Raw genomic sequence first — 14,376 nt, forward strand, 5'->3', positions numbered from 1 at the left:
CCGGCGCTACGTTTTTACGCGGCGCCGGTGTACAGACGGATCAGACCAGTCAGAGATTACGCCATGTCCGCCAGAGTATCGCGGCCTGAGGCCCAACCCACCGACACAGCTTTGTCAGGCTTTACAGGGATTTTTCTGCCGCCTGGTGGTCCGGCCCCTTCGGAAACAGCGCCGCCAGACGACGGCTGAATGCATCAAGGTAGGTCAGCACAACAGGCACGAAAACCAGCGTCAGCAGCGTTGACGAAATCAAACCGCCAATCACCGCATGGGCCATTGGCGCGCGGGATTCTCCGCCTTCACCAATGCCGATTGCCATGGGCAACATGCCGAAAATCATCGCCAGCGTTGTCATGACAATCGGGCGCAGACGCACGGCTCCGGCATTGGCCAGACTTTCCTGCAACGACTTTCCGTCCCGCCGCTCATGGTTTGAATAATCGACCAGCAGAATAGCGTTCTTGGTCACAAGACCCATCAGCATGATGAAACCGATGATCGAAAACATGTTGAGGGTCGATCCGGTGGCCAGAAGGCCAATCAGCACCCCGATCAGCGACAGGGGCAGGGTCATCATGATGGCAATCGGCTGGATGAACGAGCCAAACTGCGACGCCAGAATGATGTAGATGAAGATCACCGCCAGCACCAAGGCCTGCACGGCATACCCCATGCTTTCATTCAGGCTCTGCACGTCACCGCCAAACGACACGCGGTAACCGGCGGGAATATCCATCTTGGCAATGGCTGCATCCAGATCCTGCCGTACATCACCCAGCGGACGACCCTCGACATTGCTGGAAATGCGGATTTCACGCGACAGGTCCTTGCGGGTAATCACATCAGGCGCGGTGCTTTCAACGACATCGGCGACCTGGTCGAGCAGCACGGTAATCGGCTTGCCGTCCTCATCGGTGCGGTTGGTGGAAATCGTCAGGTTGCGAAGCTGGGCAGCGTCCTGTCGTCCCTTGGCCGGCAGGCGCACCATCACATCATAGGTTTCACCATCAGGCGCATTCCATACCGATACCGCATCACCCGCCACCAGTGGCCGCAGCGTGTCACCAATCATCGATATCGACACACCTAGGTCGCTGGCCGCTTCACGGCGCACCTTGACGGCAAGGGTAGGGCGTTCGTTCTCAATCGAGGATTCCACTTCCGTCGCACCAGGAATGGCCGATAGGGCCGTGGTGATCTGGCTGGAAATCTTGCGCAACTGCGCGTCACCATCCCCCAGCACGGAAAGCTGCAACGGTTTGGCGGTCGCACCACCTTCCGACTGGCTGACTGAAACTTTCAAGCCGGCAATTAGGGCAAGACGCTGGCGAACCGGCTCCAGCGATTCCGACGTCCTGATTTCGCGCTGGTCATTTGGCACCAGCTGCACGGCGACATTGGCCTGGTTGAAACCACGCGCACTGCTGGCATTGATGGTGGAATAGATCGTGTCGACATAATCGAATTCACGCAGCGCATTTTCAACCTGCCCGACCTTGGCGGCCATATATTCCAGCGATGCACCCTGATTGGCCTCAAGTGAAACAGACACTTCACCCTGATCAGTGACCGGCAGGAACTCGGCACCGATTTTCGGCACCAGCATCAGGCTGGCGACAAACATGCCAACCACAATGCCAATGGTTGTCTTGCGGTGGCCGAAGGTCCAGTGGATAAGCTTGCGATAGCGATCTGCCAGCTTTTCAAACCAGACATCGAACCGATGGATCAAGCGGCCAAGCGGCCCGCGCTTGGCATTCTTTTCCGAATCCGGATCATACCAGACGCTGGAAAGCATCGGGTCGAGCGTGAAAGACACGAACAGCGAAATCAGCACCGCCACGGCAACGGTTACGCCAAATTGCAGGAAGAACCGGCCAATCAACCCGCCCATGAAGGCAACCGGCAAAAACACCGCAACAATACACAGAGTGGTAGCCAGCACGGCAAGACCAATCTCATTGGTGCCATCAAGCGCGGCACGCACATGGTCCTTGCCCATTTGCAAATGGCGGGTGATGTTTTCACGCACCACAATCGCATCATCGATCAAAATACCGATCGACAGCGACAGCGCCATCAGCGTCATGGTGTTGAGCGTAAAGCCCAGCGCATAAATCACCGCAAAGGTACCGATGACGGAGATCGGCAGCGTCAGCCCGGTGATGACGGTGGAGCGCCAGGAATTGAGAAACAGGAACACGATGACCACGGTCAGAACGCCGCCTTCAATCAGCGTTCTCTGCACTTCAGACACCTGCGCGGCAATGGCGCGGGAATTGTCGCGGGTAATGGTCAGCTCCACACCTTCGGCCTTCAGCTCGGTGTTCAGCGTGTCAATTTCCCTGCGCAGATCACCGGCCACCGCCACCGTATTGGCGCCCTGAACCTTGACGATATCCATGCCAAGCGATGGCACGCCCTGATAGGTGGCACGGCTGGTGACTTCGGCACCGGTATCCAGCACGGTTGCCACGTCAGACAGATAGACCGGGTAACCGCCGCTTTGCGCAACAATGATGCTGTTGAACCCGGCTGTGTCTTCAATACGTCCCTCAACGGTGACAATGCGCTGGTTGATACCGGAAATCAGCGTACCGGCGGCACGGTCCTGATTTTCCCGGCGGATGGCGTCCATCACAGCGGCAACGCCGACACCATAGGCTTCCAGCCGGTCAGGATCGACCACGACAAGCATCTGCCGCTCACTGCCGCCAACAAGGGTAATCTGGCCAACACCGGCAATGATGTTGAGGCGGCTGGTAATGACCCGGTCGGCAAGCGTGGTGATTTCCGACAGCGTGCGTGTGGAGGAGGAGACCGCCAAAGACAGGATTGGCGCATCCTCCGGGTTGAAGCGGGTGACCTGCGGTGTATCAACCGCGTCAGGGAAACCGGCCTGCAGGCGGGCAACACGGTCGCGCACCTCCTGCGCTGCGGCCTGCGAATCCACATCCAGCTGGAACTGCACCACCACCACGGCGCGGCCCTCATAGGATTCCGAGGTAATCGTATCGATACCGCCAATGGTGTTCAGCGCGGATTCAATGGGGCGGGCAATTTCGCTTTCCACCGTTTCCGGCGACGCGCCGGTATAAGCGGCGGTTACCACAACGATGGGAAGATCGGTTTCCGGAAACTGGTCGACACCAAGGCGGCTGTAGGAAAACAGCCCGATGACGAGCACCGTCACCATCATCATGGTGGCAAAAACCGGATGTTTGACGCTGACGCGGGTAAGGAACATCGGCTTATTTCCCCACCACGGTCACGGGTGTATCGGCCACCAGCTGCGGCAGCGGCGCAGACACCACCACTTCGCCCGAGCTTAGCCCATTGATCTCGACCAGGTTCTGATCATTCCATGTGGTACCAAGTTTCACATCCTGGCGGCGCAGATAACCGTCCTCAACCTTCAGCACAAAAGTGCCGGTGGCATCGTGGCGCACGGCAGCAATCGGCACGGCAATGACATTGTCCTGCTGGTCGATGCTGAGAACACCCGTGGTGAACATGCCGCCCTTCAGCAGCATGTCGTCATTGTCTATGGCAATGAACACACGCACGGCCCGGGAGCCTGCGACTGCCGTTGGCGCAATGCGGGTGACTTCACCGGTAAATTTGCGTTCCGAGAAACCTTCAACCGTCAGCTCTACCGGCTGACCAATACGCACACGCGGAATACGGCTGGTCGGCACACCGGCATCCACCTCCATGCGGCGCAGATCGACAATGGTCAAAAGCTCACCATTCACAGGCACCGTCTGGCCCTGTTCCACTGGCCGCGCCGATACCACGCCATCGAACGCGGCATGTACCTGCGCGTCACTCAAGGCTCTCTCGGCATCGGCAACAGCGGCCTGTTTGGCACGCAACTGCGCCTTCAGGTTCAGCACATTGGCATTGGCCTCCAGACGCACCGCCTCTGATGTCGCGCCGGTGTCGCGCAGGCTGACATTGCGGGCGAGCACATTTTCAGCAAGCTCCAGCTGCGCCTCAACCGCTTCCACCTCGGCATTGCGGGCCGTCAGCGCCGACGCCAAACCTTCGGTGTCGATGCGCACCAGAAGGTCACCCTTTTTCACCACATCGCCAATCTGCACCGGCAATTCGGTAATGGTGCCGGCAACCCGCGCCGTCAGGCTGGTGCGCCGGATGGGAGTAAGTGAACCGGACACGCGCACTTCACTGCCGAGGTTACGGGCGGCAACGGTTGTCACGTCAACACCGGCCAGTTCCACCTTGCCAGCGGCAGCACCCGACGCCGTGCCTGCTGGCGCCTCTGGCGTTTGTGACGATGCTGGACCGGCCACGGCCAGCGAAGGGATCAGCAATACCGCGAGAAGGGCTGTTCGGGTGGGTTTCATGCAAAGGCTCCATTACGGGCAGAAGGGTGGCGGTCGCTTCGACATTTGCCGTTGCGCCCATGAACGACGCCTGAACGACATCAAGACAGCAACGAAACGACAACGGAATGGCACATGCACCGTCCACCGGCATGGAGACTGGAGGACCCCCGCATGCCGGTGGACGGTGCACAGTCATAAACCGAACCACCACATTGATTGCTGCACATTGCAACAACATTGCAGGTGGCGATTATTACCGCTCATTTTTGCGTCCACGCCTTAACGCGTCGAAATTTCTTTTCGTTCCTGACGCTTAGACTGTTGTCCTTGTCAGTGCAGTCCTGCTCCTACCAACACCGTCAACTGGCAACAGCAGACCATCTGTCCATCGAACCTGAACTGCATGGCGGCAATGTGTTGGCCCTGCCATCGCGTACAGGCGCGTTGTTTCAGCTGACCTTAGCCGGCAAAATGTAAGAAACAACGTCATCTGCTGACGTTCAGCTACTTGTCAGGAATGGCGGGCATTTGGGCTCTACGATAGTTGATCGGAGACCCAAAGATGAAACGTTCAAAGACCCGTGTTGCGGCAACAGCGATTGCTTTGGTGCTTGGCAGTTTGGCAGCCTATGCGGGTGCCTTGCAGATTTCGGGTAACTTCCACACCGTCATCGCGGGTCAACTTTATCGCTCGGCACAACCGACCTCGGCGCAGCTGGAACGCTATGTCCGCGACCACGGCATTGAAACAGTCATCAACCTGCGCGGTGAAAACACCGCAGACTGGTACAGACAAGAAATCGCGACTTCGGAAAAACTGGGCATCAAACACATTGATTTCCGCATGAGTGCATCGCAGGAACTGGACCCTGAACGCGCAGCCGAACTGGTTGCCGTGATGAAATCCGCGCCCAAACCCATTCTCATCCATTGCCAGGCCGGTGCCGACCGTTCCGGCTTGGCCTCTGCGCTTTATAGCCACTGGGTGGCGCAGAAGAGCGAACATTTTGCCGAGGGCCAACTGTCCTTCTATTACGGTCATGTTGGTCTGCCCTATGTCTCCACCGCCTGGCCAATGGATGAAAGCTGGGAAAAGCTGGAGCATCTGTCGCTCGACAAAACAGCCGTCACGCAGGACATCGTTGGCATTGCAGGTGAAGACAACACCGACGTGCTGACGCAGACAATCGATACGCCCAGTAGCTGATATTTCCGGCTGAACCAAACCGGGATCTGAACCAGTCTCTGCAGCACCAGTCTCGGCGGCAATTGACAGGGCCCGGTTGCGTTGCTATCCGGGCGACATGATTACCGCTGCAACCATTTCCTGTCTGTATTGCCCTTGGCACTTACTGCCACGCACTTGCCGCCGCATTCGGTCTCTCGCAACTGTTTATTGCCGTTCCCATGGCCTATGACGCCATTCGCTGGGCCGGCTGCGCCTATCTTGTTTATCTCGCCGTCAAAACCATCCGTTCGGATGCGACACCCTTTTCACCCACCACGGGGCTGAAGCGCTTTTCCATGCAGCGCATTCTGGGCGAGGGGCTGTTGACCAATCTGCTCAACCCCAAAATGGCCCTGTTCGTGCTGGCGCTGTTCCCGCAATTCGTGGCCCCGCAAACCGGCTCACTGCCGCTGCAAATGCTGGTTCTCGCCACGGTGCTGAATGTAACAGGCCTTGTCGTCAACGGCACTGTCATCCTGCTCAGCGGCCATATCCGCAGCCGTTTTGCAGGCCGCAACCGTTTCAATAAACTGCCGCAATATCTGCTGGCCACGGTGTTTGCCGGTCTCGCCTGCCGTCTGGCACTGGGTTCCAGAAACTGACAGGAGTTGGGGCGACTGCGGCTTGAAATCGTGGACGCCCCGCAAAGCGAATCCTCTGAGATCCGGAAACTGCAAATCATTCCTCAGTCAGAGTATCCAACAACCGTTGAGTACAGAGGGCAAAATCACGGATCGTTTCGTCGGATTCCGTTCTCTTACCCGTGTGGTCTGTATCCACAACCCTGAGATTGATCGGCACTTTGATATCCATTGCGCCGTCCGCCTTGTTAAACGCGAGCGTAATTTCCCCCGTTTTCATTGCCTCCATCAACATGCCGAATGTGGGTGAAATTTCAAATATGGAAACAAACCCACCTGTGTCTGAGGAAAACGACGTGACAAGCGACTTTTGATTGGTCTCGAGTTGCCGATTCATCAGATACACACGATCCGACGCTGACGGGACAAATTCGACCTTGAGCGCATCAGAAATCTGCATCTCATAGACCGCGACCTTCACGACCGCGTTAATTTCTCCAGAGATTGAAATAATCCCGATCGAACCGGTGGCTTTGATCGGATCGCCGTTCCTGTAAATCCAATCTCTAGCAATCGCATTAAACACAAACTCACAGCCGGCCAGGTTACCTTTAACCATGCTGGGTTCCGCAGATACGCTAATCGTTCCCACAATAGTGTCGCCAGAAGAACCTGTGGTTTCGGCTTGAGAAACAGTTGGTATTAACAATGAGATAGCTAACGCAATTAGACGCTTCATTACTTTCCCCCACAAGTTGCAGCACCATAAAAGACGGCTTTGATTTTGGGAAGTCATGCGATGCGAGATACAACCACGCACCGCAATGGACCCATGCTGCCCTTTACCTGCTCTTTGGTTCTGAAATGATGAGGCTGTCGCCATCCCTGATAACAAGGGAATCAGCGCCGTAGGTCTTCAAGTGCGACAGGGCTTGTTTTCTGCATTGCGCCTCTTGGTTGATCCTGACGTTGCAAAGTCTTCGCCAGCCATCATGCGAAAGCGCAATCCTCTGCGCAGGCTCTATACCGACCCCCGCCGCAGCCCTAATTGCCTTGATCAACTCCGGCCACGATGCTCTCTCTTGAAAAAGCCTTTCGACCAGAGCCTCCACGTCATCCTGCATGTTTACCCCCAGGATATAGCAATGTCATTTCACGCGTCGTCATGCGTTAGTTTTCGCATGGAAATGCGTTCTGCAAGCCCAGGCAGAGGCGCATTCATTTTATTTTGCATCAAACTCCGCCCAACGAATAAACCATGATAAGCCAAACACTTGGTAGTGATCGGCCAACCGCTCGACAAACCAGGTGCAGTTTGCTTTGTGCCTCCTCAACTAAAAGGAGATTTTATGAAGATTCTGCTACTGTCCGTATCGGCATTATCGCTGGCGACACTTACGGTGCCTGCACATGCTGGTTGCGAGCTTTCATCATCCACACGTTGCTCCACCGGTTCTGGCGGCACGTATCGCACTGAGAAAAATCTTGGTGGTGGCTATAACACCGAGCGCAACGGAAACCCTTACGGATCAACGTCCCAGAACTTGAACGGCTCGTGGACGGAAAGAAACGCAAACAACGAAACCGGCACCTACAACAGCAATCAGTATGGCGGAAGTTCGAATAACAATTCGACGTACAATAACAACAGCAACAATAATGGATACAACAACTCGTATGGTGGTTCGTCCAACGGCGGCTACAAACCACGCTGGTAATAACAACCTTGCAAGGTTTGAGCTGTGTCGTCACGCCAATCCCTTGACAAGGCGCAGTCCGGTAAGGTGGATATCGCGGCATGAATGATCTGGAAAAACATGCACTAAGGTTCGCAACGAAAGCGCACGAGGGTCAACTGCGCAAATATACTGGCGAACCCTACATCAACCATCCGATTGCTGTGGCGGCTATTGTCGCCACCGTCGATCATACGCCCGAAATGATAGCCGCTGCCTATCTGCACGACACCGTCGAGGATTGCGGCATAACCCTGGCTGAAATCAATGAACGTTTTGGACGCAAGGTTGCAACATTGGTAGCGTATCTCAGTGACATCTCGACGCCTTATCATGGCAACAGAGTTGCACGAAAGGCTCTGGACCTGCAGCACACAGCACTTGCGCCGTCAGAAGCCAAAACCATCAAGCTCGCAGACCTCATCGACAACACGAAAACAATATCGACCCTCGATCCCGGTTTTTGGCAGGTCTACAAGGTTGAAAAGAAAAACCTGCTTGCGGTGCTAAAGGACGGCGATCCTGTCCTGTGGGAGCAAGCTGCGGCGCAGTGCGAATGACCATCGCGCAGCATCTTCTGGATCGCCACACCGATGTGAGCCGATACAGCGTCATGATTGACGAAAACGAAGGTGTGGCGACATTCCTTCTTTTTGATCTCAGCGGCGCAGTGTCCGGGTATCAACAGTATCGGCCGGCTGCCGATAAGGTCAGAAAGAATGATCAGAATGATGGCCGATACTTCACATACAAATCGACCGGTCGCCATGCGGTTTTCGGTCTGGAGACCTGGAACTGGTCTGATCCATTGTATCTCGTTGAAGGCATCTTTGATTGTGTCAGGCTGCATAATATTGGATGCGCGGCAATCGCAACATTATCCAACGACCCTAAACAGCTCGCGGAATGGCTGTGGACCATCAACCGCCCAATCTACGCGATTTGCGACAGCGGGGAAGGCGGCGCAAAATTGGCCAACTTTGCCCACCGCTATGTCACCTGTAGTGACGGAGATCTTGGATCAATGAGCAATAACGAGGTCGCAAAGATACTCACCGCATTCTAAAACGCTAAACCCCGTCTTTCACTACAGACGCCCGTTAGTCTTCTTCAAAACTCCCAGCCGCTAAGCCGCGCACAGGTTCTGACGGAACACAGCGGCAACGGATTTGGCAAACTGGCACACAATCCGGCAAACTGCGCGATGTTCAGCACAGTATAAAATTCGGCATTTTATATAGGGAAATCAGAGCTATAGAAGTGGCGACCCCTGCAGGACTCGAACCTGCGACCTACTGCTTAGAAGGCAGTTGCTCTATCCAGTTGAGCTAAGGGGCCAAAATGGCAAAATAAAATGCGCTTAGATCAGTGGGTCCAAGGCTGGGTGCGCGAGAACCGGAAGTTGTCGGTATAGGAGACAGTCTTGCGTGTGGCTTCCTGTGGCTGAATAACGCGGTATTCGATGCCGTTTCTCTGCGCATAACCTTCGGCTTGCTCAAGAGTATCAAACGTCAGCTTGACCTGCTGGTTCATATCAGTCGTGGAAGTGTAGCCCATGATAGGGTCGATCTTGCGCGGTGCTTCAGCGTCAAACTCGAGAACCCAGAGGTGAGTTTTAGCTTTCCCGGACTGCATTGCTGTTTTTGCGGGGCGATAAATCTTGGCAGACATTTGAAAACTGCTCCATGCAAAAGGCAAGAACGGGATGGTAAAAAGTTATCCGCGTCGACACAACAACATTCTTTCTCTTTAGAGAAAGTGGTCGGAGTGGAGAGATTCGAACTCCCGACCCTCTGGTCCCAAACCAGATGCGCTACCAGACTGCGCTACACTCCGTCGCTGTGTTGATGCGGAGATACATCGTTCATTCTGTTTCCGCAACACCCAAAATGACATTTTTCGCAAGAATTCTGATTATTTTTCAAAAAACCTGTGCGCAATTTCACAAACGCAGCAAAATGGCAGGAAAAACGCCTTACCGCTTCATTTTGTTGAAGAAATTCTCCGGCTGGTGACACGATCACCTGGGTTGATTCCGAGTTTTGCCGCCGTTCCCGCGTTCAATTCCAGCACAAAACGGATGGGCCCCCGCGAACTGATGATGGATTCGGAGTAGGGCACGGCATCATGGTGAATATGGTGGATGCTGCCATCGGCATTGATGAACAGCATGTCGAGCGGCAGCACGGTGTTGCGCATCCACATGGTCACATCACGGTCCGTGCCGAAGTCGAACAACATGCCGGCATCGGCAGCCATCGTCTTGCGATACATCAACCCTTGCTGGCGCTGGCCGTTATCAAGGGCAAGCTCAACCGTAAAACGGTGCTGGCTGCCCTTGGAGTTCATGATGATCAGCGGCTCCTGATCAAATGTCTCAGAGCCTTGCGCGCTGGCCAAAGAGGCCAGGCCTGAAAACAAAAAAAGAAGCGCCACAAAGACGCTTCTCATCATAAGACCAAATCTCATCATCATCTCAGTGCGCCATGTTGATGGGGCTTGGATTGTCCGGGTGGATTTCAGCGGCCATCAGGCCCTTGTCACCGTCACCAAAGCGAACCAGCACCACCTGACCGGGGCGAAGTTCTGCCAGGCCGTAACGGCGCAGCGTTTCCATATGAACGAAAATGTCTTCAGTGCCTTCACCGCGCGTCAGAAAGCCAAAGCCCTTGGTGCGGTTGAACCACTTGACGATAGCGCGTTCCAGACCACTCGATGCCGTCACCTGAACATGGGTGCGCACGGGCGGCAGCTGCGAAGGGTGAACGGCGGTCGACTGATCCATGGACAGAATGCGGAATGCCTGGAAGCCACGGCCGCCGCGCTGGATCAGCGCAACAATGCGGGTGCCTTCAAGAATAGTCTGGTAACCGTCGCGGCGCAGGCAGGACACATGAAGCAACACGTCCTGCATGCCGTTGTCTGGCACAATAAAACCAAACCCCTTGGCAACATCAAACCATTTCACAACGCCGGTGATCTCGGTCAGTTCAACCGGATCGCCCGAAAGGTCTTCGAAATCTAGTACGTTATTCGATGAAACCCTGTTCGTCATATCCTGCCAACCCCTCGATTACGCGCCATACTACGGTTAACTGATTCCTGCGGGCTAGATTAACATCTTGGTAACGGTTTAACGCAAGCCCAGTTTGGAAATTACCCATAGGTTTCTACAGGCCCGGGCTTGCCCAAAGCTGACTTTCGACGCATGTCTTGCAAGGTACCCCAACAAAGGAGGAAAACAAAATGCGATATTTGCACACCATGGTGCGTGTACGAGATTTGGATCAGTCTCTGAATTTCTACAGCAATATCTTTGGTCTTGAGGAGATACGCAGAATTGAAAACGAAAAGGGCCGTTTTACCTTGGTGTTTCTTGCAGCGCGCGATGACGTGACTGTGGCCAAGGACGCAAAAGCGCCGTGCCTTGAGTTGACCTATAACTGGGATACGGAAGATTACCAGGGCGGCCGCAATTTCGGTCATCTGGCCTATGAAGTCGACAATATCTATGAGACCTGCCAGAAATTGCATGACGCTGGCGTCACGATCAACCGCCCGCCGCGTGATGGCCACATGGCCTTTGTGCGTTCGCCAGACGGCATTTCCATTGAGATATTGCAAAAAGGCGCAAGCCTGGCACCAGCCGAGCCATGGATATCTATGCAGAACACCGGCGCCTGGTAACACCAGCTAAGGCAGGTCTCCCAGGAAATCCTAGACGTCAAATGCTACTGCGATGTCGGGGATAAAAATGGTAAACAAAGCCTGTATTGCGTTCCATGCGCGTCATGGGGCATAGTGCCGCCGAATCGAAAAGGCCTTTTCAGGCAGATAGTTAGATATGCCGGATACACCTTTAAAGTGTTATCCGGCAGAAAAAACGAACTGAGCGGGGGTCTCAATATCCATGATTGAAGCAAGGAACTTGACGACTGTCTGGCGGCATAAATTGCTGGTCGCCGTCTCGCTTCTGGCGTTGTCTGGCTGCGTTTCTGCGGTCACCGAAGACGGCGATACGGCGTCACTTTCTCCCTCCGTCAATGCCGCAACGGCACTGAACAAGGGCGACACCAATACAACTGCCAATAATAATGCTGCCACGGGCAAGGCTGTTGCCGCCAATGGCGGTTATGTTGACCCGGCGCTGGTTGCGTCTGGTGGCGCACAGCAGGCAGGTGCACCACAAGTGGCAGAAGGTCAACAGATGAACGAAGCGCGGCCGGATCTGGCCAGCGCCGTTCACCAGTCCACATCCATTTCCGCCGGCAATACCAGCATTTTCGCCAACAATGCGGCGCCTGTGCAGGACATGCCCGTGGCAGGCGAGACAGGCGTCAGCGTGCCTGATGCCGCTTATGTGCCAGTACCGGGCGTAAACCCGTCACTTTCAAGCGTTTATTCGGCACCGGCACCGGTCAAACCACCGATCGCCGAGGTGCAGCCACAGACGCTGGAGGCGCAGGCCGCCGCGATGAATGCCGCAGCAGCTGCCAATGCAGCCCCTGCGCAGGCCGCAGCACCACAGGCCACATTGACCGCGCCAACGCCGCCGGTCGCGGCCAGCACAACGGCAAAAAGTGATGAAACACCAACAGGCAAATCCGGCATGACGCTTGCGGCCTTTTTTGCCGGCGCTGCCAAAAAGCGCACTGGCAAAGCCGCAGACGGCGAACAATCCGGCGCGAAGGCAGCCGGTGTGGAAGTGGCGCAACTGCCAACCAACACCGCCACTGATATATCCCAGATGGGCATTGCCCTGCAGGGCCGCGCCACCATGGGTGACGAATTTGACGACGAACATCTGGAAGAAGATGACGCACCGGCCGGCCTGATGAAGCTGGCTTCGCTGTCTGGCCTGACGCGCGTCGCCCCCAATGGACTGGTTCTGCAGACCGAAAAGGTCAATGTCGGCTGCTTCAAGCCGGAACTGGTGCAGATGATCAACGCGGTGGAAAACCACTATAAAGAAAAGGCCATCGTCACCTCAGGTTACCGCCCGCCCAAGGGTGGCGTGCGCCAGGGTTCCAAACACCACACCTGTGAAGCCGCCGATATCCAGATCAAAGGCGTGTCCAAGTGGGAACTGGCCAACTACCTGCGTTCGCTGCCAAACCGCGGCGGCGTTGGCACCTACTGCCACACCGAATCCGTGCACATGGACATTGGCGAAGCACGTGACTGGAACTGGCGCTGCCGCAGAACGACCGCCACAGCCAAAAAGGGCTGATCGACTGGTAAGACGCACCCGCAACCTTCCTCATCCTCGTGCTTGTCACGGGGATCCAGGCCAGCCCCAGTCTTGGGGCTGAAAAGACTCTTCCATCGCGCGGACGCGCTCAACTGGATTCCTGTGACAAGCACAGGAAAGAGGGGTGGGTGGGGCTGATGGCCGCGCACACTTTCCAATGCCTCATTCACTGTTACGTTAAGGCAGCCGCAGTCACTACAAATCAATTTGGGCAAGGCGCATCCCACGAACTCCGATCGCGGTTGGAAAAACAACCTCTCCACGTCATCCTCGCCCCTGAGGCGAGGATCCAAGCCGTCCACCAAAATCGAGACGTGAATGGGTTCTCGGGACAAGCCCGAGAATGACGACGGAGCGGGAACACTGAAAACTTCACTAGGAACGACAGGCGCGTCCCCCAAACCATTGGCAGCCACCTGCTTACAGCCAGCCCATCATAATCGTTACAAGCATGAAGACAAAAAGGCCGCCGGCAATAATATAGGCGGAGCTCCAGGACATGTCATACCGGTCCGGATAGAGTAAGCGGTCCAGCAGAAAACTGCCGGGCAACAAGCTCGCAATAAAACAAACGACGGCGACACCACCCCAATCGATCAGCGATGGACGGCTGCTCAACAGAAAGTCGGAAATGCGCTCAAGCCACTGTTGAGACGACACAATCGACCACTCCAGCCTTATGCAGGTCTTTGAGATAAGCAAGCAACTTGCCTTGCGCCGGTTTGTTCAGACGCTGAATCAGTGTCGTCAGGACACGCGTCGTTTCGGCATCAAGCCGTGCAACGGTGGCGTCACGGCTATCGGGCGTCGTTGATATCGTCTCCAGAATGTTTTTTGCCAACTGCGCGCGAAGTTCAGTGGCGCCTTGAATGCCGTGCAACGGGCTGTCAGAGCACTGCTTTACGGCATGGGACATGTCGAGCATGGTTTGCTGCGGATTGGCCTTGTATCTTTCAACCAACACGGCCTGCACGGAGGCTTCATCTGGTGTGAAATAGTCTTTGATCATCGTGGTGGCGTAACCGCCAATAACCGATGCAACGATCAGAATAGTGATAGTGCGCATTCAAGCTCCCAAACTGAAGTTGACACACGCAATAGATGCAAACGTCAGAAGAAGCACTTAATCAGATGGGTTGTATTTTAGTTTTCAACTTTTGGGTCATTGAGTGGGAGGCGAAACGTCAACCTCGCCGCAGTCGTGAGGATCCAAGCACTGAAACCTTCACGA

General features: G+C 55.3%; 15 protein-coding genes, 2 tRNA genes and 1 pseudogene. 7 read left to right on the forward strand and 11 right to left on the reverse strand.

The features are described from left to right. Nucleotides 1-121: 121 nt before the first annotated feature. Nucleotides 122-3,247, reverse strand: a complete 3,126-nt coding sequence (locus tag ACZ5FM_RS08075; RefSeq protein WP_464040296.1) for an efflux RND transporter permease subunit — start codon at nucleotides 3,245-3,247, stop codon at nucleotides 122-124. Nucleotides 3,248-3,251: 4 nt separating this feature from the next. Next, on the reverse strand, nucleotides 3,252-4,367 hold the full coding sequence (locus tag ACZ5FM_RS08080; RefSeq protein ID WP_464040297.1) for an efflux RND transporter periplasmic adaptor subunit: 1,116 nt from the start codon (nucleotides 4,365-4,367) through the stop codon (nucleotides 3,252-3,254). A 544-nt stretch (nucleotides 4,368-4,911) separates the two neighbouring features. Here ACZ5FM_RS08080 and ACZ5FM_RS08085 point away from each other — a divergent pair. Together ACZ5FM_RS08085 and ACZ5FM_RS08090 are read left to right on the forward strand one after the other, a co-directional pair. Next, entirely contained in the window at nucleotides 4,912-5,556 is a 645-nt protein-coding gene (locus tag ACZ5FM_RS08085) for a dual specificity protein phosphatase family protein (protein ID WP_464040298.1), read from the forward strand. Between the two features lie 128 nt (nucleotides 5,557-5,684). Next, nucleotides 5,685-6,179 (forward strand): annotated as a pseudogene (locus ACZ5FM_RS08090) (LysE family translocator); the annotation flags it as partial. A gap of 76 nt (nucleotides 6,180-6,255) precedes the next feature. Here ACZ5FM_RS08090 and ACZ5FM_RS08095 read toward each other — a convergent pair. Together ACZ5FM_RS08095 and ACZ5FM_RS08100 are read right to left on the reverse strand one after the other, a co-directional pair. Then, nucleotides 6,256-6,897, reverse strand: a complete 642-nt coding sequence (locus tag ACZ5FM_RS08095; RefSeq protein ID WP_259146220.1) for a hypothetical protein — start codon at nucleotides 6,895-6,897, stop codon at nucleotides 6,256-6,258. 103 nt (nucleotides 6,898-7,000) lie between these two features. Next, nucleotides 7,001-7,282, reverse strand: coding sequence for a hypothetical protein (locus ACZ5FM_RS08100; protein WP_312944576.1), 282 nt, complete (start codon nucleotides 7,280-7,282; stop codon nucleotides 7,001-7,003). A gap of 225 nt (nucleotides 7,283-7,507) precedes the next feature. On the opposite strand from ACZ5FM_RS08100, the gene ACZ5FM_RS08105 reads away from it, so the two are divergent. The 3 genes from ACZ5FM_RS08105 to ACZ5FM_RS08115 all read left to right on the forward strand — a co-directional run bounded on the left by ACZ5FM_RS08105 (nucleotide 7,508) and on the right by ACZ5FM_RS08115 (nucleotide 8,960). After that, nucleotides 7,508-7,876 (forward strand): hypothetical protein, encoded by a 369-nt coding sequence (locus ACZ5FM_RS08105; RefSeq protein ID WP_464040299.1) that lies wholly within the window; start codon nucleotides 7,508-7,510, stop codon nucleotides 7,874-7,876. Between the two features lie 80 nt (nucleotides 7,877-7,956). Continuing rightward, nucleotides 7,957-8,454, forward strand: coding sequence for an HD domain-containing protein (locus ACZ5FM_RS08110; RefSeq protein WP_259146217.1), 498 nt, complete (start codon nucleotides 7,957-7,959; stop codon nucleotides 8,452-8,454). Next, nucleotides 8,451-8,960 carry a toprim domain-containing protein gene (locus ACZ5FM_RS08115; RefSeq protein ID WP_312944582.1) on the forward strand — a complete coding sequence of 170 codons (510 nt, stop codon included), beginning with the start codon at nucleotides 8,451-8,453 and terminating at the stop codon, nucleotides 8,958-8,960. The genes ACZ5FM_RS08110 and ACZ5FM_RS08115 overlap by 4 nt, the downstream gene beginning before the upstream one ends. A 195-nt stretch (nucleotides 8,961-9,155) precedes the next feature. Here ACZ5FM_RS08115 and ACZ5FM_RS08120 read toward each other — a convergent pair. The 5 genes from ACZ5FM_RS08120 to ACZ5FM_RS08140 form a co-directional block, all read right to left on the reverse strand. Then, nucleotides 9,156-9,232 (reverse strand) — tRNA-Arg (locus ACZ5FM_RS08120). A 27-nt stretch (nucleotides 9,233-9,259) separates the two neighbouring features. Continuing rightward, a complete protein-coding gene (locus ACZ5FM_RS08125; RefSeq protein ID WP_192491035.1) occupies nucleotides 9,260-9,565 on the reverse strand; it encodes an ETC complex I subunit in 306 nt (101 codons plus the stop codon). 88 nt (nucleotides 9,566-9,653) lie between these two features. Beyond that, a tRNA-Pro gene (locus tag ACZ5FM_RS08130) sits at nucleotides 9,654-9,730 on the reverse strand. A gap of 147 nt (nucleotides 9,731-9,877) precedes the next feature. Continuing rightward, a complete protein-coding gene (locus ACZ5FM_RS08135) occupies nucleotides 9,878-10,369 on the reverse strand; it encodes a DUF192 domain-containing protein (RefSeq protein ID WP_464040300.1) in 492 nt (163 codons plus the stop codon). 1 nt (nucleotide 10,370) lies between these two features. Further along, entirely contained in the window at nucleotides 10,371-10,949 is a 579-nt protein-coding gene (locus tag ACZ5FM_RS08140; RefSeq protein WP_192491034.1) for a cold-shock protein, read from the reverse strand. 191 nt (nucleotides 10,950-11,140) lie between these two features. Between ACZ5FM_RS08140 and gloA the strand changes: the two genes are divergently transcribed. Then, nucleotides 11,141-11,581 (forward strand): lactoylglutathione lyase, encoded by a 441-nt coding sequence (gloA, locus tag ACZ5FM_RS08145; protein WP_192491033.1) that lies wholly within the window; start codon nucleotides 11,141-11,143, stop codon nucleotides 11,579-11,581. A gap of 241 nt (nucleotides 11,582-11,822) precedes the next feature. Next, nucleotides 11,823-13,124, forward strand: a complete 1,302-nt coding sequence (locus ACZ5FM_RS08150; protein WP_464040301.1) for a YcbK family protein — start codon at nucleotides 11,823-11,825, stop codon at nucleotides 13,122-13,124. Between the two features lie 441 nt (nucleotides 13,125-13,565). Here ACZ5FM_RS08150 and ACZ5FM_RS08155 read toward each other — a convergent pair whose 3' ends face one another. Together ACZ5FM_RS08155 and ACZ5FM_RS08160 are read right to left on the reverse strand one after the other, a co-directional pair. After that, entirely contained in the window at nucleotides 13,566-13,805 is a 240-nt protein-coding gene (locus ACZ5FM_RS08155; RefSeq protein ID WP_464040302.1) for a hypothetical protein, read from the reverse strand. After that, nucleotides 13,783-14,211: a hypothetical protein gene (locus ACZ5FM_RS08160; protein WP_464040303.1), complete on the reverse strand. Its 429-nt coding sequence runs from the start codon at nucleotides 14,209-14,211 to the stop codon at nucleotides 13,783-13,785. The genes ACZ5FM_RS08155 and ACZ5FM_RS08160 overlap by 23 nt, the downstream gene beginning before the upstream one ends. Between the last annotated feature and the right edge of the window lie 165 nt (nucleotides 14,212-14,376).

The organism is Agrobacterium sp. 5Ca50 (assembly GCF_055381905.1).

What these genes read in the sequence shown, in the direction of transcription:
- ACZ5FM_RS08075 (WP_464040296.1), bottom strand. Translation starts at nt 3,247, where the DNA reads ATGTTCCTTACCCGCGTCAGCGTCAAACATCCGGTTTTTGCCACCATG.
- ACZ5FM_RS08080 (WP_464040297.1), bottom strand. Translation starts at nt 4,367, where the DNA reads ATGAAACCCACCCGAACAGCCCTTCTCGCGGTATTGCTGATCCCTTCG.
- ACZ5FM_RS08085 (WP_464040298.1), top strand. Translation starts at nt 4,912, where the DNA reads ATGAAACGTTCAAAGACCCGTGTTGCGGCAACAGCGATTGCTTTGGTG.
- ACZ5FM_RS08095 (WP_259146220.1), bottom strand. Translation starts at nt 6,897, where the DNA reads ATGAAGCGTCTAATTGCGTTAGCTATCTCATTGTTAATACCAACTGTT.
- ACZ5FM_RS08100 (WP_312944576.1), bottom strand. Translation starts at nt 7,282, where the DNA reads ATGCAGGATGACGTGGAGGCTCTGGTCGAAAGGCTTTTTCAAGAGAGA.
- ACZ5FM_RS08105 (WP_464040299.1), top strand. Translation starts at nt 7,508, where the DNA reads ATGAAGATTCTGCTACTGTCCGTATCGGCATTATCGCTGGCGACACTT.
- ACZ5FM_RS08110 (WP_259146217.1), top strand. Translation starts at nt 7,957, where the DNA reads ATGAATGATCTGGAAAAACATGCACTAAGGTTCGCAACGAAAGCGCAC.
- ACZ5FM_RS08115 (WP_312944582.1), top strand. Translation starts at nt 8,451, where the DNA reads ATGACCATCGCGCAGCATCTTCTGGATCGCCACACCGATGTGAGCCGA.
- ACZ5FM_RS08125 (WP_192491035.1), bottom strand. Translation starts at nt 9,565, where the DNA reads ATGTCTGCCAAGATTTATCGCCCCGCAAAAACAGCAATGCAGTCCGGG.
- ACZ5FM_RS08135 (WP_464040300.1), bottom strand. Translation starts at nt 10,369, where the DNA reads ATGATGATGAGATTTGGTCTTATGATGAGAAGCGTCTTTGTGGCGCTT.
- ACZ5FM_RS08140 (WP_192491034.1), bottom strand. Translation starts at nt 10,949, where the DNA reads ATGACGAACAGGGTTTCATCGAATAACGTACTAGATTTCGAAGACCTT.
- gloA (WP_192491033.1), top strand. Translation starts at nt 11,141, where the DNA reads ATGCGATATTTGCACACCATGGTGCGTGTACGAGATTTGGATCAGTCT.
- ACZ5FM_RS08160 (WP_464040303.1), bottom strand. Translation starts at nt 14,211, where the DNA reads ATGCGCACTATCACTATTCTGATCGTTGCATCGGTTATTGGCGGTTAC.